Origin of the sequence: Dictyobacter alpinus, from assembly GCF_003967575.1 — a bacterium.
Lineage (GTDB): Bacteria > Chloroflexota > Ktedonobacteria > Ktedonobacterales > Ktedonobacteraceae > Dictyobacter > Dictyobacter alpinus.
In genome coordinates this window covers 4,210,241-4,231,775 of record NZ_BIFT01000001.1, presented here as the reverse complement: position 1 = coordinate 4,231,775, position 21,535 = coordinate 4,210,241, and the positions used below count along the sequence as shown (strand labels likewise).

Genomic DNA, 21,535 nt, shown 5'->3' with positions numbered 1-21,535 from the left:
ATATATTTTTTTTGTCCGTGAACTTGAAGGAGAGGCCCTGATGTCAATTGGAAGACGAGGCTCAATGGCAAGTCAGCCCAGGCTCTTGCTCCTGAGCTGTCTCTTAGCGCTGCTCCTGGCAGCCTGTAGCAGTCCATTTGGCGGTGGTAATGACACCACCAATCAAGTGCGCACAAAAGCACCGCAAAACAAACAAATTTTTACCGCTCCTCTGGTAGGAGTCACAGACTTCGATACCCTGGATCCAGCGCTCGCCCACGATCCTGTCTCAACCAAAGCAATTCAGATGATGTTTACAGGACTCGTACAGCTGGACGATAAACTACAGGTTCGGCCGCAACTGGCCCAATCATGGAAACAGGAAAGTGACGGTATTACCTGGACCTTTAAGTTGAAACCCCATCTCACCTTTAGCGATGGTACTCAATTGACGTCTACTGATGTAGCATATAGCCTGGATCGTGCGCTACAACCTGAGACAAAATCAACCATCGCACCCATCTATTTACGTCTGATCAAAGATTCCGATCAATTACTGGCTGGACGCATTCCTACACTAATCAACGATAGTATCCTGACGCCAGATAAACAGACCATCGTCATTACGACCAATAAGCAGGCCGCCTATTTTCCCTCAATGTTAACCTATCCTTGCTCCTATGTCGTAGAAAAAAGCCTGATCGACAAATACAAGTCCCAGTTTACCGACCATCTCAACGAAGGCGGAGGAGCCGGCCCCTTCAAAGTTGATACATATGCCCATCGCTCACGTATCGATTTTGTGCCAAACAAAAAGTATTATAATGCCCAACCCCAGTTCCAAAAAGTGTCCTATATCTTTTACAATACGTCACAAGAGGCCTACCAGGCCTATGCCAACAACCAACTCGATATGACTGGTGTGCCCATAAACACCTTTACCAACGACAAGAAGCGCAAAGATTTCCATCAGATCCCGCAGCAATGGATCAACTACTATAGCATGAACTATCTGACCAAACCCTTTGACAACATCCATATCCGTCAGGCCTTTGCTCTGGCCATCGACAAAACAACCATCGCCAACGATGTCTGGAAGGGGACCGCCAGGGCCACCAACCATATCGTGCCTGAAGGTATGCCTGGCTATAGCACAAAAACTACTGGCCCCGATGGTACAAACAATCTACAAGGAAATTCCAAAAAAGCCCAGGAGCTACTGAAACAAGGTTTACAGGAAGAGAAGTGGACCACAGTCGCGCAGATACCACCTATCCACCTCACCTATGTATCCGGCATTGGCACCTTTGACCAGGAAGTGAAAGTGCTGACCCAGATGTGGCAAAAAGTCCTTAACATCCAGGTCATAGCAGATCCAGTAGATTATAATACCTTGCTGGATAAAGTTACCGCAGCCACCGGCAACGCCAACGGAATCCAGATGTGGGGTCTGGCCTGGGTAGGAGAATATCCTGATCCGCAGGACTGGCTTTCGCAGCAATTTAGCAAGGGCTCTCCAAACAACAATATGAATTATGGCCAGAATACCAGTAGTACAGCCGCCCAACAGCAACTGGTACAGAAACAATTACTGGATGCAGATGCCAATCGCACACCTGGCGAACGCCAGCAAAGTTATCAAAGTGCCGAGCAGCAGCTTATTAATGATGTTGCCTGGCTGCCAATGCAGCAGGTTACCGAGACGTTTCTACGCACCCCCGCAATTGTGGGCATAGTGGATAATGGCCAGGATAGCATCTCACCCGATGATTGGGCAAAAATTTATCGCGTTCAATAATGCGACACAGCTGCGACACACTTAGCATTTCATGCTACTTTGCACCAACAGTGCTTAATATTATATATTGAAAAATTGTGCACGGCACAATTTTTCAATATATAATAAAATAAAGCAAGTTCCCGTCAGGGAACGAGTGTGAGTTGAAGCAAAAATCAGACATTCAAGCTAAATATTCAAAGACTTTTTATAATTCTCTATTTTATTTGGTCAGTTTGTGTGAGATTTGCCCAGGCCATGACGTAATTATTATACAAAGACCAATAATCACAGTTCCATTTAACACCGAGCCGTCTCTATTTCTAATCCGGACAGCTCATATACGTCTACTGTGAATGGTTAATGTATGTATGACCATGGAATATAAATCTTTTCACCAGTAGAATGAAAAGTATTCCATGAAAAAAAGAACAGGAGTAGCCTCTTTCGCAAATGGGGAACATGTGATGCAGCAAAACCTGATCCAGGTATTGCCACATATCACTAAAGCGAAAAAGACTTTCCATCACTCATCTTTATTCCTTTATAAGGAGAAGCCTTGATGCGAACGCAAAAGAAATCGGCATTAGGTATCATTGCAACCATGCTGATCCTGATGGCAACCGTGCTGAGCGCCTGTGGCGGCGGCGACGCTGGAACTGCTAAACCCAGTGGAGACAAAGCCCCGGCCGACAAACAAGTATTTAACTGGCCATTAGTCGGAATTCAGGATATCAAAACATTTGATCCTGCAATGGCAACCACACAGACCTCCCTGCAGGCCATCGGCATGGTCTTCACTGGCCTGGTCTCTCTGGACAACGACCAGAAGGTCGTACCAGAACTGGCCGATTCCTGGAATGTTACCGATGGTGGTAAAACCTATACATTCAAATTGCACCCCGGTTTGAAGTTTAGCAGCGGCCGCGAAGTTACTTCAGCTGATGTGGCTTATAGCCTGGATCGCGCACTGCAACCTGATCTGGCTTCTCCAGCTGCTCCTAGCTATCTTAACCTCATTCAGGATTCAGATAAACTCCTGGCCGGCAAAATCAAAACGATCATCAATGACAGCATCACCACACCAGATAAGGACACCATTGTCATTAAGATCAATCAGCCTGCTAGCTACTTCCTGGCTACTCTGACCTATTCGACCGCGTTTGTGGTTGATAAAGATCTAGTCACCAAGTATGGCAAAAACTTCACCGACCACCTGAATGAAGGCGGCGGCACAGGACCATTCAAGGTACAAGAGTACACCCATGGTAAGCGTATTGTCTTTGTACCAAATGCTAACTACAACAAAGCCAAACCAACCATCAAGGTCGTCAGCACTTTCTACAAAACATCGGCAACAGCATATCAGGCCTACAAAAATGGCCAGATTGACCAGGCTGCGGTACCAACCGACTATCTGGCAGAAGCCAAGGCCGGTAAAGAGTATCACAAAGTACCAGTTCTCTCCATCTTCTACTATGGAATGAACTACCTGGCCAAGCCATTCGACAATATCAACATCCGTAAAGCCTTCGCTCTTGCTCTGAATAAAGATGCGATCATCAAAACCGTTTACAAAGACGTCTATACCCCAACGAACCACATCGTACCGAAAGGTATGCCTGGTTACAATGAGAACCTGAAAGGCCCGGATGGCACCACCAGTACAGCTGGCAACCCAACCCTGGCCAAACAGTTGTTCGATACTGGTTTGAAAGAAGCCGGTTATGCCAACGCTGCCGCACTGCCAAAGATTAAATTCCAGTACGCAAGCGGTAGCCCTGACACCGACAAAGAAATGGCCGTCGCCGTTGCACAGTGGAAAGATGTACTGGGCGCAAACGTTCAGGCTGTCCCCACCGACTTCGAGACACTGAGTGCCGCTCAGCCTAAAACTGTTGGTAATGCCAGCTTGCAGATGTTCCAGACCGGCTGGGGCGATGACTATCCAGATCCTCAGGACTTCCTGACCCTGCAGTTCACCAAAGATTCCCCCAACAATGCTACCAACTGGGGCCAGAATAAGTCTGCAGATGCAGCTAATCAGGTCAAAGTACAGAGTGCATTGACAGCTGCTGACGTTGAGCAGGACAACACCAAGCGCATGCAAGCTTACAACGACGCTGAGCAGACTCTGGTCAACGACGTTGTCTGGCTGCCAATCTTCCAGTTGGCTCGCTCACGGGTGTTGAAGAGCTATGTCGTAGGTCGTACCTTCAATGCTGGTGACGCTACCCCTCCATTCGAGTGGGCAAAAGTCTATATCGCCAATCACTAAATAGTGCACACTGTGGCAGGCGAGCCTGCCACAGAACCAGGGATAATGGATGGGCAACCATACGTTATCCCTGTCCTATTGCGCAGGATACAGGATCGTATGAGCAAAGCTAGCCGCAAAGGGGCGGACAAAAGCATCCTATTTCTGCTCAGACACGTGGAGTGTCAAAGGGTATACATATTTACCATCAAGGCCATAGGCAAAATTACATATATGATAGCCAGTTACCTTGACAATAATAGCGCCCTCACATAAAATAGCAAAAAATCAGCTCATGTATGACGACCTGTTGTAGTTATTTGGACAGAGATCTAGCGAAAGGTGCCTCGCATAGATACAGCTGGCATACAACAGTACAAAGGATACACGAGCAACGTCCCTTAGCGTGACTCCGTTACAGGATAACGAGAAACATTTGGCGTACGAAGCTCAAGCCTGGATGCTGCAATCTAAAGTGTATCCGATTCCATTTTTTGTCTACTTTGTAGCCGTTTCACAGGTACGACCATTGTAACCCCAGATGCTTTAAACAAGGGAGTAGAAGGTTCAAGATGGCTCAATTTATCATTAAAAGGCTCATTGGCCTGATTTTTGTCCTTGCTGGCGTGACATTTATCACGTTCATCATTGGATATGCGGCCCCGGGTGATCCTATTCAGGAAATGTTAGGGCAACATTTCAACGCTGATCAATACATGCGGCTCAAGCATGCTTATGGATTAGATCTGCCCTGGTATCAGCAGTATTTCAACTACATTTTTCGTCTCTTACAAGGTAACCTCGGCTATTCCTTCCAGACTATGAACCGTCCTGTAGCGGAAATTCTGGCGGATGGCGTACCTACTTCTCTGGAATTAGGTTTGTGGGGATTATTTATTCAATTGATTATTGGTGTCCCGCTGGGTATTTTGAGTGCGTTGAAATCTGGTACCTGGATCGATACCACCAGCATGGGAATTGCAATCTTCCTGTTTGCGGTTCCATCCTTTATCCTTGCGTCTCTCTTCCAGGTGGCAATTGTCTATCTACACCTTTCGATAGGCCTGAGTTGGCCAGTTTCGGGTTGGGGTAATACCTGGCAATATTCACCAAGTGATATCCAGGCGAAAATAGGTCCAATCCTTATCTATGCAGCGATCGGTCTAGCATATTTTGCCCGCCTCACGCGTACCAGTACGCTGGAAATTCTGCGTCAGGACTACATCAGGACCGCACGTGCCAAAGGACTGAAAGAGCGTATCGTTATCTATCGCCACGCGATGCGCAACGCATTGATTCCGATCATCACCGTGTTAGGTGTCTCGCTCGGTTTCCTGGTCTCAGGTGCCTTCTTCACTGAGAGCGTCTTCAACATCTCAGGAATTGGCTATATCACCATTCAGTCTATTACGACACGTGACTATCCAGTCATCCAGGCTACAACGGTATTGCTGGCAACGGCAGTCGTGTTAGGGAATCTTTTATCTGACCTGCTGTATACAGTGGTAGACCCTCGCATTAAAGTTTCATAGGAGAAGACATGGATTCAAGCAATCGCAATAACGAAACAAATGCGTCCGGATTTATCGCACCTACATCAAATTCTGTTGAGCCTGAATTTGAACTGAGCACCACACCAGGGCATGAAAATGTAGCCCCCCTGGCAGAAGATGCGCTGATAACGGATAGCGAGCCAGTGGCTAAAGCCAAAAAGCCACGCACACCTTTTCAGGAATCGCTCAGTCGTTTCCGCCGCGATAAACGCGCCATGACCAGCCTGATAATTATTGTCTTGATGATTGTAATTGCCGTATTTGGTCCCTTCATCTATCATCATATTGGAGGACCATATAAAGGGGATTTGAGTACCAAAATAATAGGTCCTGATCTCTACCATACATTTGATCATCAAGAATTAGATCGAGCCCATGAAGGGCCATCAGCCCAGTATTGGTTGGGAACAGATGGTATTGGCCGTGACATCTTGGCCCGCCTGATGCAAGGTATGTTGATCTCAATCACTCTGGCGGTCGTCGTTGAAGTCGTTGATATCTCATTGGGTATCACGGTCGGCGTACTGGCAGGTTATTATGGTGGTTGGATCGATCAGTTCCTGGCCCGTCTGGCCGACCTGTTGTTCGCCTTTCCTGGTCTGCTCTTCATCATCCTGGTCGCCGGTATCCTGGGCAACTGGGCCGATGATCACCTGAGCGTTATTCCTATTGTGGGTCCAGGTGGTAATGCCCGCCTGTTGTTAATCTCAATTGTGCTGGCCCTTACTGCGTGGCCATTAATGGCACGCTATGTGCGTGGACAGACACTGCAACTCAAAGAGCAACAGTTCATTGAAGCCGCAAAAACCTCAGGTACCAGTGATTTCACCATTTTAACCCGACACATCGTGCCCAACCTGTTCAGCATCGTCATGGTTGCCTCAACCCTGAATATCACAGGTACAATCATCGGTGAAGCCGGTATCAGTTACCTTGGCCTGGGTGTACAACCACCGGGAGCAAGTATTGGTTTGATGATTTCCGATGCTTCACAGTCCCTGTCGGCTTATCCCTGGGAGCTCTTAGTCCCATCCTTGACACTTGTCATCATCGTGCTATCATTCTCATTTATAGGTGATGGATTGCGCGACGCTTTCGATCCTCATTCAAAAGACTAGTAAGTGGAGATAGATATATGGCAGCAAATTTGCTGGAAGTCAATAACTTAAAGACCTACTTCTACACGAGAGGAGGTGTGGTCAAAGCCGTTGACGATGTCTCGTTTATTATGAAACCAGGTCAAACCCTGGGCGTTGTAGGCGAAAGCGGAAGCGGAAAAAGCGTCACCGCCCTCTCCGTGATGCGGCTGATCGCGACACCTCCTGGCAAAATCGCCGGTGGAGAGATCCTCTTTAACGGCGAAAATATTTTGGACAAAAGCCGAGACGAGCTAACCGAGCTACGTGGTAGCAAAATCTCGATGATCTTCCAGGATCCCATGACCTCGCTGAATCCAGTATTTACGGTCGGCTATCAGATCGCCGAAACAGTGAAGCGACACCGCAAAGATGTGAGCAACGATCAGGCATGGCGTCGTGCGGTCGAAATGCTGGACCTGGTTCGTATTCCTGACGCGAAGAGACGCGCCAAAAACTATCCCCACGAATTCAGTGGTGGTATGCGTCAACGTGTTATGATCGCTATCGCCCTGGCCTGTAATCCTCAGTTGTTGATTGCCGATGAGCCCACCACCGCCCTGGACGTTACTATTCAGGCCCAGGTTCTGGAGCTGATGAAGGGTCTATCACAGGAGTTTGGCACCGCAGTGATGATGATCACCCACGACCTGGGTGTTGTCGCCGGCACATGTCAATACGTCAATGTCATGTATGCCGGACACATCGTGGAATCAGCTCCTGTTAAACAGATCTTTGAGTCTCCGGCTCACCCTTATACCGTGGGACTTCTACAATCGATTCCGCGCGTAGATGATGTGCGTGGTTCACGGCTTACGCCTATCGCGGGACAGCCACCCGACATGGTCAATATTCCCAAGGGGTGCCCTTACGCCTCACGTTGTCCCAAAGTGCAGGAACGCTGTCGCCAGGAGAGACCAGAGCTCCAGCTCGTTGGTCGTGGTGAACAAACTGCAGCATGCTTCTATCCAAACTAGCGCAAGAGGAAAACTATGGTACAAGAAGTTCAGAATAAAAAAGCCATTGGAACCACACTTGTGGATGTCAAAGGACTCAAGGTTCACTTTCCTGTAAAGGGCGGTATCCTTGGGCGCACCGTAGGACAGGTTAAGGCGGTCGACGGGGTTGATCTCTTTGTCCGTCGTGGTGAGACACTCGGTCTGGTTGGTGAAAGTGGTTGTGGTAAATCAACCACTGGCCGCGCCATTCTGCAGTTGATCAAACCAACCGAGGGTTCCGTGAAACTGGATGGCGTTGAGCTCACCACAGCTTCGTCAAACGATATTCGCCGCAAGCGCGCAGAGATGCAGATGGTCTTCCAGGATCCCTATAGCTCACTGGATCCACGCTATACCATTGGTCAGATCATTTCTGAGCCCCTGGAAAACTTCCATCGTGGCAACAGTAAACAGATTCAGGAAGAGGTTGCCAACCTGATGGAGACCGTGGGACTCAATCCGTTTTATGTTAATCGTTTCGCCCATGAGTTCAGTGGTGGTCAGCGTCAGCGTATCGGTATTGCCCGCGCCCTGGCCTTGCATCCATCCTTTGTGGTTGCCGACGAGCCGGTCTCAGCGCTTGACGTTTCGATCCAGGCACAGGTTCTGAACCTGCTACAAGACTTGCAGGGAAAATTCGGCCTGACATATCTGTTTGTAGCCCACAACCTCTCAGTGGTAAAACACATCAGCGATCGTGTCGCTGTAATGTATCTGGGGCGTGTTGTTGAGCTGGCGAAAAGTGAGAGCCTGTATGAGACGCCACTGCATCCATACACTCAGGCCCTGCTTTCAGCTATTCCAGTGCCTGATCCAGAGGTTGAGCTACGTCGTAAGCGTATCATTCTGGAAGGTGACGTTCCCAGCCCGGTCAATCCACCCAGTGGCTGTAACTTCCATCCTCGTTGTTGGAAAGCACAGGCTATCTGTCGCGAGGTTATTCCACAACTGGAAGAAAAGCAGTCCAACCACTATGCAGCCTGCCACTTCCCCGGCTAATTAGCCCTGGTAGCAGAAAATTGCACACGAGAATAAAGCGTCTAGACGGTTGTACGCCGCTCCAGACGCTTTATTCTTGCCAGCAACCTGATACGGGCCACCAGATGATGAACATCAAATGGTTTCACCACATAATCATCGGTTCCAGCCTGGAAACCAGCAACTTTATCCTGTAAGGTTGCCATTGAGGTTAACAACATAATTGGAAGATGCTGAAGAGAAGAAACACTACGCACAAAGCGACACAGATCTAAGCCGCTCTCCTGCCCCACAACCACCTCTGAAATAAGGATATCAGGCGGAGATTGTGAGAGGCTAAACTGAGCCTCTGGGACAGACCCGACACACTGTACTGCAAACTCGCCACCCAGCGCATGTTTCATCCTGTCCTGTATGTGTGGATCATGGTCCACAAAAAGAATATGTAACCTACGCAATGTTTGTAGCTCACATGCGCACCAGCGCTGATTTATAACGACAAAGGCGAACACCCATTTCGCACGTCTGATCGCACTACTGCACCGGACATGCCTGGTAGGCATTCTAAAGAAAAACAATCGAACACTTTATATACGCAAAAAAAATGCTGTTATTCACGCTCGGATTGCGTTTGTACCAGGGAATCAGTGCGGCGTTGACGCTCAGCGGGAGTCAGGCGAAGCACGCGCTCGATGGCTGAATTTAAGGCGGTCGGTTTAAACGGTTTGGTCAAATATTCATCCGCACCTGAAAGCAGCCCCGTCATCTGATCCTCTTCACGGGTCATGGCACTTAAAATGATCAACGGCACATTCGCAGTGTTAGCATCACCGCGTAAGCAGCGTACCAGCTGGTAGCCATCCATCTTAGGCATTTTTACATCAATGATGACACAATCCGGTTGTTCAGCATACACGCGCTCGAGTCCTTGAACTCCATCATATGCGACAACGACCTCGTATGAGCCCTGCAAATTTACTGCATATTTGATGAGCTCAACAATTGTTGGGTTGTCATCGATAACCAATACTTTCTTTATTGCATTGATGCCGCTCATTTAGATTAGATGCCTCTCGCAAAGAATCGCACAATGTACTGGTTACACATTCCTAAAAAGTGTTTTGTTACCCCTCGCATTGTAGCACAGTTGTACAGTGCTGCCAACTTTTACCAGCAGGCCAACCAATGTCCGCCAGATGAGCATCGACCACGATGTAAGCGGCCACGAGTCCGAATTATAGGATAGAGAGAGACACTATGATTGAGCGCGTGCTACAATACAAAGGACAACTATCTGGCTGTACGACTGAGAAGGGGAAGATACGCGATGCTTGAGCGCTATTCACGACAAACGCTGTTTGGTCCGATTGGAAAAAAGGGGCAAGAGCGCCTGGGCGAGGCGAAGGTGACAATTATCGGATGTGGAGCGCTGGGGACGGTGCTGGCCAATAATTTGTGTCGCGCGGGTGTGGGACATCTGGTGATTGCTGATCGAGATTATATTGAACTCAATAACCTGCAGCGACAAATTCTGTTTGATGAAGACGATGTGGCGGAACATTTGCCAAAGGCGGTGGCCGCCAAACGGCGGCTGGCACGCATTAATAGCGAGGTTGAAGTTGAAGCGCTGGTCGATGATATTACTGCCGATGGCATCGAGTCGCTGGTCCGCGAGACCGATCTAATACTGGATGCCACGGACAATTTTGAGACGCGCTATATTCTCAACGATGCTTGCGTAAAGCACCAGAAGCCCTGGATCTATAGCGGGGTCATTGCCGCTTACGGAGTGACCATGAATATTATACCGGGCCAGACAGCCTGCCTGCGTTGTGCGTTCCCAGAACTTCCTCCTCCTGGCGCAACCCCAACCTGTGATACAGCGGGCGTGCTGAATGGTATCGTAGGAGCCATCACCGGCATTGTGTCCACGGAAGCCTTGAAAATAGTACTGAATAGCGATAAGGTCAGCCGTGATATGACCTGGCTGGATCTGTGGGAGAATACGTTTGAGCGCATCGAGATACCACGCCAACCGGATTGTCCTGCCTGTGGTGAGCAGCGCTTTACCTTTCTGGATGCCCGTGGCACCAGCAGCACCAGCCTCTGCGGGCGCAACGCGGTCCAGGTACGCAACACCAATCCGGGCCAGCCAGTAAAACTGAATTTTGTGGAACTGGCCGAACGCCTACAACCCATCGGTGAGGTTCAGTATAATAATTACCTGTTACGTTTCCAGGTCGACGGCTATGAATTCACCGTCTTTCCCGATGCACGCGCCATCATTAAAGGAACCGACGACCAGCAAGTTGCACGCTCAGTCTACACCCGCTACATTGGTATGTAAAAGAGGAGGGCTCGTAGGTGAGTACAGGCAGCCGCACAAAATGGTGCTTGTACTCATCCGCCACACTTGTTATAATACCCGTGGTTCATCTCCTGTTTTTCTCTGGTGTGGTTACGTTGAGATACGCAGAAGGTTGAATAGAAGATCCTCCCCCCATTCACCACACAATCCTTCAAACCTATAAAGGGAGAACATAGATTTTATGAATGAGCATATTCTTGTCTGCGTAGCCTGGCCATACGCAAAAACATCGACACACGTTGGGCAGGTCGCTGGTGCCTATCTACCGGCAGACACCTTTGCACGTTATCATCGCATGGCGGGGGACCAGGTGTTAATGGTCTCAGGTAGTGATGAGCATGGCACCCCGATCATGGTTGAATCCGAACGGCTCGGCATCTCACCCCGCGAATTTGTCGCCAACTATCATCGTCAGATCACCGAGGTTTGGGAGAGGCTCGGCATCTCATGGGACCTCTATACCGAGACCGGAACCCAGAATCATTATCAGATCACGCAAGATTTTTTTCTGACCCTACACGATAAAGGCTATATCTTTAAAGACAGTATGCAGTCTGCTTATTGTCCAACCGACCGCCGCTTCCTACCCGATCGCTATGTGGAAGGCACCTGCCCACTCTGTGGCTATACGGGCGCCCGTGGCGACCAGTGTGATAACTGTGGGCACACGCTTGATCCGATCGATCTGCTCGATGCAAAATGCAAATTGTGTGGCAGTAAGGATAGCAAGCTTGAGATGCGCATGACCGAGCATTTCTTCCTGGATCTCCCAAAATTGCAAGAGCCGCTTATGCAATGGCTCGAACACGGTAAAGAACACTGGCGTCCAAATACACTGGCCTTTGCCATGAACTGGCTTAAAGAGGGACTGCGTGCCCGTGCCATTACTCGCGACCTGGACTGGGGTGTGCCGATCCCGCTGGAAGGCTATGAGGATAAGCGCATCTATGTCTGGTTTGACGCGGTCATTGGTTATTACTCAGCCTCTGTCGAATGGGCGGAAAAGCACGGCAATCCAGAAGCCTGGAAAACCTGGTGGGTGCCAGGACAGGTTGAGCCGCCAGTCAAACCTTACTACTTTATCGGTAAGGATAATATTCCTTTCCATACGATCATCTGGCCCGCCATGCTCCTGGGCTACGGCAACCGCAACCTGCCTTATGATGTGCCCGCCAATGAGTTTATGACCATGAGCGGAGCCAAGGCCTCGAGTAGTCGCGGGAATGCCATCTGGACCAAAGATGTGCTGGAAAAATATGGGGCAGACACGATACGCTATTATCTATCGGCTGCAGCCCCTGAGGGTCGTGACAGTGACTTTACCTTTGACGAAATGATTCGCCGCAATAATGACGAACTGGTCGCCACCTATGGCAACGTGGTACATCGCACCCTGACATTTTTACAGAGCAAATTTGGTGGGGTTGTTCCACAGCCACAGACCCTGCGTCCTGTCGACCAGGCCATCCTGGATGAGCTTGATAACGGCTTCAGAGTCGTTGGCGAGCAGATCTCCCACTGCCACTTTAAAGAAGGCCTGAACTCCGCCATGATCGTCGCACGCGCAGCCAACCGCTACCTGGATGAACAGGCTCCATGGAAACAGATCAAGGTCGATCGTGAGGCAGCCGGAACCACAATCTACACCATAATACAGGTACTCAGTGGCTTACACCTGCTCTTCTGTCCTTACCTGCCCTTCTCATCCCAAAAGTTGCATGGCTATCTGGGCTTTGAGGGTGATGTTGCCACCCAGGCATGGGAGCCACAAACAATTCCAGCTGGTATCACCCTACCCAAGCCTGCCCCCCTCTTCCCCAAACTAGAAGAGGCCGTGGCCGCCACCGAATAACACAACGCATAAAAGCATCCCTTTGTGACCAGTATATTTTAATGAAACATACTGGTCACAAAATTCAAATAATGCCGCAAAAAGAATATAAACGAGCAGTAGCGGCAGCCCTGGCGGCTGCGAACGTCCCCTATCGAGCGAAGCTAGCAAGCACTTTAAAAGCACGTACCCTCTAGCCTCCCTTCACGATTCCCTCCACCCACCTTCCCTTGCGTTTACGTGCATAAACATGATCTCGGGGGAAGGTGGGCGGAGATGGTCACTGAGCGAGACGTAATGGGAGGTGAGCTCGTGGTGTGTGCGGCTACGCTCGTGAGGGGGACGTTCGCAGCCGCCAGGGCTGCCGCTACTATATTTATTTATTCTTTTATGGTTTTTTGCTATTTTTGTGTATTTATTGATATTGAAAATACAGAAAAGACGGACGTATCTGGATACGTCCGTCTTTTCTTATTGCGCTAGATGGGGGTGTTAGTTTTTGGGCTCAAGTTTATAGCCGGTGCTCATGGCTCCTAGAGCGGCGGCGCCGACGACGCCAGAGAAATCGCCCAATTTGGCACGTACGATTGGAGTCTTCTTGGCCGAAGAGGAAAGGGCCACATTGCGGGCACGGTTAACTGCTGTCTCAAAGAGCAGGTCAACTGCTTCAATAACACCACCACCCAGGATGATGCAATCAGGATTATAAAAATTCATGATCGAGGCCAGGCCATAGCCCAGATAATTGGCGGCCTCGGTCACGATCTCAGTAACCAGCTCATCTTTTTGATTAATGGCGTTAGCAATGATGCCAGAGCGAATAATTGTATCGCCCTCTTTCAGCTGCCCTAATGCCTCATCAGCCAGAATCGATGAACGGCCGTGATGAATCTCACCCATGATCGCCTTAGTAATGGCTGTACGTGAGGCATAGGCCTCAAGACAGCCACGCGAGCCACAGCCACAGATACGGCCACCCGCCTGAATGGTCATATGCCCGGCTTCACCAGCCGTGCCGGTCAGGCCAGTATACATGCGGCCATTCTGCACAATGCCGGATCCAATACCTGTGCCGACAAAGAGGCAGACAAAGTTATTATAGCCACGGCCAGAACCATAGAGGCTTTCACCCATGGCTGCGACCTCAACATCATTACCAACCACCACAGGCAGATTAAAGCGTTTACTTAAAATCTCGCCCAGCGGCATATTGCGTACACCCAGATTTGGAGCATCCAGCACCACGCCAGCCGCACGATCAATCTGGCCGGCCGCACCCACCCCAATAGCCAACAATTCAGCATCTTCAGGTAGTTTCGCCGCTGTAATTGCAGCATTCGCCAACTCAATTGTGCGTTGCGATACAAAATCCTGTCCACGTTCCGCACGTGTGCGCTTACGCGCAGAAGCCACAACGCTTCCAGAGGAAAGATCAATGACTGCGGCCAGAGTTTTGGTACCGCCCAGATCAATTCCCAATGCATAGGCCTTTGACTTTGGCATTATGCGTCTCACTTTCTAAATGGCAGACTTAATCCAGGTTGAACATCCAGTTCCATGCCATGGTGTTCACCTAAACTGAGATGGAAAAAGGCTGCACTCGCAATCATTGCGGCATTATCAGTACAAAAATCAATGGAGGGATAGCTCAGGCGAATGCCAAGTGGATCTAGCTCCTGGCGCATACGCGCGCGCAGGCTAAGATTAGCAGCCACGCCGCCGGCCAGAATCACCTGCTTCACCTGGTATTCTTGCGCAGCCATGCGTGTCTTGACGGCCAGGACATCAACGATCGCTTCCTGAAAACCTGATGCCAGCAGCGCTACGTCAGGTGCTCCCTCCTGGGCAGCCTGTTCACCCATACGTGTATAACGTGTGTACTGGGTCGCTGGCTTCCCATTCTGGAGGGTACGTGCAGCGTCAGTAGCTCCCTCGGCCAGGTGCAGCATCGCAGTCTTGACGCCACTAAAGCTAAAATCATAGGTGCCACGCAGCCATGCGCGTGGCAATCGATAGGCATTACGCGCCTTCTTAACGGTCTTCTTCTGCGCTACATACGCATCCTCTGCCTGCTGCGCCATTCGCTGAATTGCTGGTCCACCTGGATAGCCAAGTCCCAGCACACGAGAAACCTTATCCAGCGCCTCGCCAGCCGCGTCGTCGCGCGTACGGCCAAGCAATTGATAGTCTCCATGGTCCCGTACCAGCACAATTTCACTGTGCGCACCTGAGATCACCAGACAGATCAACGGAAAAAGCGGATCGCCTGGCTGATCGCGTTTAGCACTCTCCGCCACGGCCTCAACCGGCGCAGGCTCATTGCGCAGCCAGTTGGCATACATATGAGCCTCCAGATGATTGACGCCCAGGAACGGCTTATTGCGGGCCAGAGCCAGCGTCTTACCAACCGTCAAGCCTACCAGCAATGAACCTGCCAGGCCAGGGCCATAGGTTGCTGAGATCGCATCCAGATCCTCCCAGGAACAAGAAGCCTGAGCCAGCGCCGTTTCCACCACAGGAATAATAGCCGCAATTTGTTGGCGCGAGGCTACCTCGGGGACAACACCACCATAACGATTATGAATTTCAATTTGTGAGGCCACCACGTTGGAGAGCAGATAACGCCCATCTCGCACGACCGAGGCCCCGGTCTCATCACATGAACTTTCAATACCCAGTACAAGCATAGATTATATCCCCGGCAACGCAGCTATCACACACAAACACACAGACGACTATTTTGCCTCTAGTTTTTGTAACAATGCCGCCTTTAATTCTAGAAATTTTTGTTTATAAGCAGGAGAGTTGATCTCATCGGTCCACATAATTAAAGCATCTTCTTGATTATCGCTATAATAGCGATGCCGTACACCAGCTTCACGGAACCCATATTTACGATAAAGATTCTGGGCCGTATGATTGGAGACACGCACCTCTAATGTAACCCATTTTGCCCCTATATTATATGAAATATCAATCAAGCTCACCAATAAAAATTCACCCAGGCCATTCCCACGGAAGTCCGGGTGCATAGCAATGGTAGTAATATGGGCCTCATCGACCATCAGCCAGAGGCCAGAGAAGCCAATAATAGCTGCCAGGTCCGGCGATGGTGCAGTTACCGCTGGCCGACTAGGCAAAAGTGAAAGCGGAAACGGACGCGTCTTACGAACCTTTTCTGGTTCCGAAGTTACCGCTGACTGCTCCTCAAAGATGTGCTTATCGCGTAAAACGATATAGTGCGCCCAACGATTATCTTGTAGTTCCTTGCGATAGGCGCTCGGAGGCCACGTTGATGGATAAGCCAGACGCTCAATCTCTATAACGCGAGGCACGTCCGACATCGTCATTCGTTCAATGGCGTAACGCACCCTGTTCCCTTTCTTTCGTATCATGATCGATAGCCTGTGGTGATTCTGCTCCAAGCAATGCTTGCTTGCGCGAACTTTTCGTAATAGATGGCCGGCGCAGATATAATGGTTCCAGTAGCAAAGGATCGTCGATCTTCCCATCCTGCAAACGTTGCATGGCCAGATAAGCCAGCACCGAAGCATGACGGGTCGAGAGGAGGCCATCCCTTATCCGGCTCTGCCCTGCCATACCCTGCTGCAGAGCCTGGCGCGATGCGGGCTTAATCTCTCCGCAAAAAAGCACCGGCGTTGAGATAGGGACAGGCCATCTGGCTATTTGGGACTGAAGATGCTCAAGCAACTGCGGAGCCGTACCTAGAAAATAATCTCCAACCTGTTGCTGACGATAGCGCACATCGGCATCAGTCGAGCCCTGCTCCTCTGAAAGATAGCAGGCTGCATAGAGTTCAGAGCGACCAGCCTCTAAAATCGCACAGATGGGACCACGCCACTGCTGCTGCTGGGCCGCAATCACATCAAGCGTCCCAACACCTATCAACGGCTTCTGCAATGAAAAAGCCAGAGCTTTAGCCGCAGCCAGAGCAACCCGTACTCCATTAAACGAGCCGGGCCCCGTCGCCACTGCAATCGCATCAAGCTGCTGCAAAGAAATTTGTCGTTTAGCCGTCATACTTTGAATACGCTCCAACAAATCAACGCTATGATTGTTTTCCGCATACCAGGTATATTCGCTGAACAACTCATTTTCTGAGCATAAAGCCACGCTCGCAAAGCGAGTTGAAGTATCAAGAGCGAGTAATAGCATACATATTCTTCTGTAACTGTTGTAGCAGTTCACAATAGCGGGCACCAGTTGCCACAAATAACAACCGGCGCTTCGTTTCATCCACAGAGCTCAAGTGAATATATAGTCGATCCACAGGCCAGAGTTCATCTGCTTTACCTGCCCACTCAACCACACACACACCTGAACCATAAAAGTAATCTTCAAAACCGAGATCGATAATCTCATCAGGATCATCCAGCCGATACAGATCAAAGTGATAAAGCGCCAATTTTGCGCCAGCCGCGTTCTTCTGATCTTGCGCCTGAGATACCGTAGACGACCCCATATATTCCTTTAACAGTGTAAAGGTCGGGCTATTCACTACATCCGTTACATTCATCCCTTTTGCCAGACCCTGGGTAAACGTCGTCTTGCCCGCCCCGAGTTGTCCGTCCAACAAAATCAGATCGCCAGCCTGCAATAAAGCGCCTAGAGCCATCCCTAAACGCTGTGTCTGACTTGCCCGCTGACTCACCACCTCAAGAGAACAGGACCCATCCTGAACAGACAGATCTGCATCACGCTCCTCGCGCACTGGAAGCCTCCCTACCGTTTAGTAGCATACAACCGAGTTCACGGTTTCAAATAGCTATTCCCACCCCACACACCAGAATAAAAAAAGCCAAACGCCCCAAACACACAGAGAGAATAGTGAATACCATTATAGCATACAAGGAACTTGGTACGACAATCTGGCTGAACGAGGAAAATAAAAAATGCCTGCGGTCCCCGTCGTGCATGGACGGGGACCGCAGGCATTTTAAATGGAAGGTTGGGTTGGAATAGAGTGGATTAGCGGCAGCAGGGATCGCAGCAGGGATCGCAGCAGGGATCGCTAGCCTGGATGTGATGGATATGATGATGGTGGTGATGGCGATGATGGAGGAAATGGGCACCTCCACAACAAGCATCCAGGTCTACTCCGCAGCAAGGGCCAAAGGCGCCTACGACCTCGGCAAGTTCCTGATCATTGAGCTCGATGCTGGCTACTTCTGCATTCATTTCGGTGTTCTTTTGAATTGTATTGTTCATGAATAAATTCCCTTTCCGTATGTATCAATAGTAGTGATAGCTTTCACTATCCTGTAAGAGACCACTCCGTAGCACGTAGCACGTGCGGTTCTTATGGGGGAATTGTAGTCTGGAAAGGTAGATGAATCCATGAGGTGCTTCACATTTTTAGCGTGCTATATGTAATAGTATTATATTACATAGTATGTTATACTACATAGACAATTGTAGTATAGGTGTTTTTCGATATAATGAAGTATGGGCGTGTGTGGTTCTTAACCAACGCCATGTACAAGTTCGATCCCTCACATCTCGCGCCTACGGCTCTCGCGTGTTTTGAGGAGGAAAATGACGAGGTGGTCGCGACCACCTCGTCATTTTCCTCCTCAAAAGAGTGGGTATGTGGAAACCTTGCACATGGCGTTAACCGGGTTGAAAGTTTTTATGCCAGCCTGGAGAGCGCAGGCGCCCCCATTCCTTTTTTTGTTGGTTGGTGCAGAATAGATGAGGATGTGGTGGGTATCTAGTGATATTAATTGCTAGATACCCACCACATCTTCGCAAAAGACCTGTGTTTGCTGTTATTAGCGCAGTTTGGTGCCGCAATTTCGGCAATAGAGGGCATTGGGGCGCAGGGGATTGCCACAGTGTGGACAACGTTGCGACTGAGCATCTGGAGCTGCGTTAGGGGTTGAGGTTGGCGGTACATAGCCACCAGCATTAGCATTGTTATAGTTGTTGTTAGGTGGATTACCGGGCGCGCTGGCATTAGATGAAGGCGTGGGTGGAGCATAATTCATAGTTGGCTCTGGCCCAAATTGATCTGCGGGATACGCCTCATTTTTAGCATCCTGAAGCTGCGTCTCACGTGAACGCAAATCATGGTCCAACTCAAAGATACTGGCGCATAAACGCGACAGCTGAGAATCACTGAGCGAGCCCTGCTGATAAAGATTCATAGCAACCTGGCCCAATTCATCCATCAATTGATGGCGCTGCTCCAATAACTTATCAATCTCGGTCTGTTTACTGCGCACACGCATCTGCTTCTGTGCTTCCCAGCTGGTGCGGCTCACGGCCGAATTCACAAAGTTTTTGGCCGATGAAAGAAAATCACTCATTTAAATTGCCTCCATAAATCCCTTGCGAGATAGATCATCCGAATATAATAGCTGAAATTGATTTATTCAGTAAATGCATGTTGATAGATACGGATCTCTTCAAGACGGCCAGCCACACTCAGTTGGACAGCCACCACATCAACACGCCAGGCACGCATACTATAATCATGTTGCAACAGATAGTATTGACCTACCTGGATAATTTTTTGTTGTTTCCGACGATTGACGGCCTCTTCTGGCAAACCATGGCTTACCCCCCGTCGGGTCTTGACCTCAATAAAGACGAGGTCAGCATCATGTTCAGCAACCAGATCAATCTCTCCATAACGACAACGAAAGTTGTGTTCCAGAATACTATAACCTGATTGTACTAATTGTGCCGCAGCCAGGCGCTCACCGGTTCGTCCCAGCCCCTGACGTGCCCCATGACCAGATAGGTGCATAGATTTTTATACTTCCTTCTCAAACTCCACCACATAACTACTCTGTATCTATGTACGCTTTGTTAGCCGTTGTGTTGTATAGATAGGTCACAGATCCTGTTGAGGATCCCTGGTCGGGCTTAAATTGGGCATAAAAATGAGCGTAGGCGAATTTTTCGTCTCGGCAGCGCAAAATAGCGTGTGCTATGCTCATTTTAACACAAAAAAGCTGGACGGTAGCAAGCAAAAAAATCCTGCCAGCGAATATAAAGCCATGGCGGATCGATACTGGCGATCGAGCTAGAATGAAAGGAGGGAACATGGAGGGGACGCAAATCCGCGAACTTCACAGCATAGCCCCCTCGACGCTCTATACCCGTTCGTGTTAAAATAGGCCCGACAGCTATTGATAACACACAGCAACATGTAATATATGCTTACGGCATATTTTATAGAGAGAATCTTCTGAATAGATTAGGGGAGCAACGATATGTCAGGACATTCAAAGTGGGCACAGATTCGCCGCTCAAAAGGCGTCAATGATGCACGCCGGGGCCAACTGTTCACTCGACTAGGACGCGAGATCGTTGTCGCGGTACGTGAGGGCAACAGTGGAGACACAGCTGCAAATTTCCGCCTGCGTATTGCGGTACAACGAGCACGCGACGCCAACATGCCAATGGATAACATTGAGCGCAATATTAAGCGTGCACTCGGTGGTAGTGAGGACAACAACCTTGAGGAGATCACTTACGAAGGCTATGGTCCTGGCGGTACCGCGATTCTGGTACAAACATTGACCGAGAACCGGAACCGTACGGTTGCCGAGGTACGTAACGCATTCAATCGTAATGCAGGCAACATGGGTGAGAATGGCTGCGTGGACTGGCTGTTTGAAAATAAAGGGGTCATCGAAGTTGAACTGGATGGCCATGATGCCGATGAGCTCTCGCTAGAAGCGATTGATCTGGGTGCAGAGGATGTTGAGCCTGCCAATCCAGGCGATGAAACGCTGACAGTCTATACCGATCCAGCGCACACTGAACTGGAAAAAGTACAGAATGCACTTGAAGAGCACGGCTATAAAGTGTTAAAGGCCGAGAGTACCCTGGTACCAAAGACCAGAATCGAATTGGATGAAGAGAAAACGGCCCACCAGGCGATCCGCCTGATTGAGAAGCTAGAAGATCTGGACGATGTCCAGAACGTCTACACGAATGCTGATTTCCCAGAAGAATTTGCGGCTTCCTACAACGCGTAAGTAACATGTAACTTTTTTTGTAGAGGTCGCCGATACGAGAAGGGAAAGTGGCAGATGCAAAAAGATCTTGTGCCGCCTCCACCTTCAGATGCGCGTATTGCGCTCGGCATTGATCCAGGTACAGCTATTGTTGGCTATGCAGTGGTTATGGCGCGGGGTAGTGAACTCAGCATGCTCGCATGCGATGTAATTACGACCCCGGCCAAAATGCCGCTGGCACAACGCCTGCAAATTATTTATGAAAGCCTGAGCAAGATAATTACAACCTACAAACCGCAGGAAGCGGCGATGGAGGAACTCTTCTTTGCGAAAAACGCACGTACCGCGATGACCGTGGGACAGGCGCGTGGAGTTGCAATGCTTGCTCTGGCTAATGGCGGTCTCTCCGTCGCCGAATATACGCCGAAACAGGTCAAACAGGCCGTTACCGGATATGGCGGGGCCGATAAGAATCAGGTAGGAGAGATGGTCCGTATCCTACTCAAATTGACAGCGATTCCCAAACCCGATGATGCCGCCGATGCCGCGGCTGTCGCAATTTGTCATTTAAATACGGCAACCTACGCGGCCAATCTCCTACGATATAATCGATCGTAAGGCTTGCAATTTGCTCTATTCAAATATAACCGGATGATAGAAAAGGGAT

At 49.6% G+C, this 21,535-nt stretch carries 20 protein-coding genes; 10 read left to right on the top strand and 10 right to left on the bottom strand.

All coding sequences use genetic code 11. From position 1 onward, the window contains the following. The first annotated feature begins 40 nt into the window (after positions 1-40). The 6 genes from EL633_RS16675 (at position 41) to EL633_RS16650 (ending at position 8,699) form a co-directional block, all read left to right on the top strand. A complete protein-coding gene (locus EL633_RS16675) occupies positions 41-1,777 on the top strand; it encodes a peptide ABC transporter substrate-binding protein (RefSeq protein WP_126628268.1) in 1,737 nt (578 codons plus the stop codon). A gap of 541 nt (positions 1,778-2,318) precedes the next feature. Then, the gene (locus EL633_RS16670; RefSeq protein WP_126628267.1) at positions 2,319-4,034 is read left to right on the top strand and encodes a peptide ABC transporter substrate-binding protein; all 1,716 of its coding nucleotides are present in this window, start codon (positions 2,319-2,321) and stop codon (positions 4,032-4,034) included. A gap of 551 nt (positions 4,035-4,585) precedes the next feature. Continuing rightward, entirely contained in the window at positions 4,586-5,545 is a 960-nt protein-coding gene (locus EL633_RS16665) for an ABC transporter permease (protein ID WP_126628266.1), read from the top strand. Positions 5,546-5,553: 8 nt separating this feature from the next. Then, entirely contained in the window at positions 5,554-6,684 is a 1,131-nt protein-coding gene (locus EL633_RS16660) for an ABC transporter permease (RefSeq protein ID WP_126628265.1), read from the top strand. A gap of 17 nt (positions 6,685-6,701) precedes the next feature. Next, on the top strand, positions 6,702-7,679 hold the full coding sequence (locus EL633_RS16655) for an ABC transporter ATP-binding protein (RefSeq protein ID WP_126628264.1): 978 nt from the start codon (positions 6,702-6,704) through the stop codon (positions 7,677-7,679). Between the two features lie 15 nt (positions 7,680-7,694). Beyond that, positions 7,695-8,699 carry an ABC transporter ATP-binding protein gene (locus tag EL633_RS16650; RefSeq protein WP_126628263.1) on the top strand — a complete coding sequence of 335 codons (1,005 nt, stop codon included), beginning with the start codon at positions 7,695-7,697 and terminating at the stop codon, positions 8,697-8,699. A gap of 41 nt (positions 8,700-8,740) precedes the next feature. Here the strand turns inward: EL633_RS16650 and EL633_RS16645 are convergent, their stop codons facing one another. After that, positions 8,741-9,241, bottom strand: a complete 501-nt coding sequence (locus EL633_RS16645; RefSeq protein ID WP_126628262.1) for a response regulator transcription factor — start codon at positions 9,239-9,241, stop codon at positions 8,741-8,743. A 47-nt stretch (positions 9,242-9,288) separates the two neighbouring features. Further along, positions 9,289-9,735, bottom strand: a complete 447-nt coding sequence (locus EL633_RS16640) for a response regulator transcription factor (protein ID WP_126628261.1) — start codon at positions 9,733-9,735, stop codon at positions 9,289-9,291. Between the two features lie 270 nt (positions 9,736-10,005). Here EL633_RS16640 and EL633_RS16635 point away from each other — a divergent pair, with 270 nt between their 5' ends. Together EL633_RS16635 and metG are read left to right on the top strand one after the other, a co-directional pair. Next, on the top strand, positions 10,006-11,025 hold the full coding sequence (locus EL633_RS16635; protein WP_126628260.1) for a ThiF family adenylyltransferase: 1,020 nt from the start codon (positions 10,006-10,008) through the stop codon (positions 11,023-11,025). Between the two features lie 202 nt (positions 11,026-11,227). Further along, positions 11,228-12,898 carry a methionine--tRNA ligase gene (gene metG / locus EL633_RS16630; RefSeq protein ID WP_126628259.1) on the top strand — a complete coding sequence of 557 codons (1,671 nt, stop codon included), beginning with the start codon at positions 11,228-11,230 and terminating at the stop codon, positions 12,896-12,898. Between the two features lie 471 nt (positions 12,899-13,369). On the opposite strand, the gene EL633_RS16625 is transcribed toward metG, so the two are convergent. From EL633_RS16625 to EL633_RS16590, 8 genes are all read right to left on the bottom strand, one after another. Continuing rightward, positions 13,370-14,380 carry an ROK family protein gene (locus EL633_RS16625; RefSeq protein WP_126628258.1) on the bottom strand — a complete coding sequence of 337 codons (1,011 nt, stop codon included), beginning with the start codon at positions 14,378-14,380 and terminating at the stop codon, positions 13,370-13,372. 8 nt (positions 14,381-14,388) lie between these two features. Continuing rightward, entirely contained in the window at positions 14,389-15,564 is a 1,176-nt protein-coding gene (tsaD, locus tag EL633_RS16620) for a tRNA (adenosine(37)-N6)-threonylcarbamoyltransferase complex transferase subunit TsaD (protein ID WP_126628257.1), read from the bottom strand. A gap of 48 nt (positions 15,565-15,612) precedes the next feature. Beyond that, positions 15,613-16,248: a ribosomal protein S18-alanine N-acetyltransferase gene (rimI, locus tag EL633_RS16615; protein WP_218027507.1), complete on the bottom strand. Its 636-nt coding sequence runs from the start codon at positions 16,246-16,248 to the stop codon at positions 15,613-15,615. Further along, positions 16,232-17,053, bottom strand: a complete 822-nt coding sequence (gene tsaB / locus EL633_RS16610) for a tRNA (adenosine(37)-N6)-threonylcarbamoyltransferase complex dimerization subunit type 1 TsaB (protein ID WP_161982190.1) — start codon at positions 17,051-17,053, stop codon at positions 16,232-16,234. The genes rimI and tsaB overlap by 17 nt, the downstream gene beginning before the upstream one ends. Further along, positions 17,034-17,609: a tRNA (adenosine(37)-N6)-threonylcarbamoyltransferase complex ATPase subunit type 1 TsaE gene (gene tsaE / locus EL633_RS16605; RefSeq protein ID WP_218027506.1), complete on the bottom strand. Its 576-nt coding sequence runs from the start codon at positions 17,607-17,609 to the stop codon at positions 17,034-17,036. The genes tsaB and tsaE overlap by 20 nt, the downstream gene beginning before the upstream one ends. Before the next feature lie 257 nt (positions 17,610-17,866). Further along, entirely contained in the window at positions 17,867-18,106 is a 240-nt protein-coding gene (locus tag EL633_RS16600) for a hypothetical protein (RefSeq protein ID WP_126628254.1), read from the bottom strand. A gap of 563 nt (positions 18,107-18,669) precedes the next feature. Continuing rightward, complete coding sequence (locus EL633_RS16595) at positions 18,670-19,206, bottom strand: zinc ribbon domain-containing protein (protein WP_126628253.1); 537 nt, start codon at positions 19,204-19,206, stop codon at positions 18,670-18,672. A gap of 62 nt (positions 19,207-19,268) precedes the next feature. Then, the gene (locus tag EL633_RS16590; protein ID WP_126628252.1) at positions 19,269-19,649 is read right to left on the bottom strand and encodes a YraN family protein; all 381 of its coding nucleotides are present in this window, start codon (positions 19,647-19,649) and stop codon (positions 19,269-19,271) included. A 469-nt stretch (positions 19,650-20,118) separates the two neighbouring features. Here EL633_RS16590 and EL633_RS16585 point away from each other — a divergent pair, with 469 nt between their 5' ends. After that, positions 20,119-20,889 (top strand): YebC/PmpR family DNA-binding transcriptional regulator, encoded by a 771-nt coding sequence (locus EL633_RS16585; protein ID WP_126628251.1) that lies wholly within the window; start codon positions 20,119-20,121, stop codon positions 20,887-20,889. A gap of 54 nt (positions 20,890-20,943) precedes the next feature. Continuing rightward, positions 20,944-21,486 carry a crossover junction endodeoxyribonuclease RuvC gene (gene ruvC, locus EL633_RS16580; RefSeq protein WP_126628250.1) on the top strand — a complete coding sequence of 181 codons (543 nt, stop codon included), beginning with the start codon at positions 20,944-20,946 and terminating at the stop codon, positions 21,484-21,486. Positions 21,487-21,535: the final 49 nt, after the last annotated feature.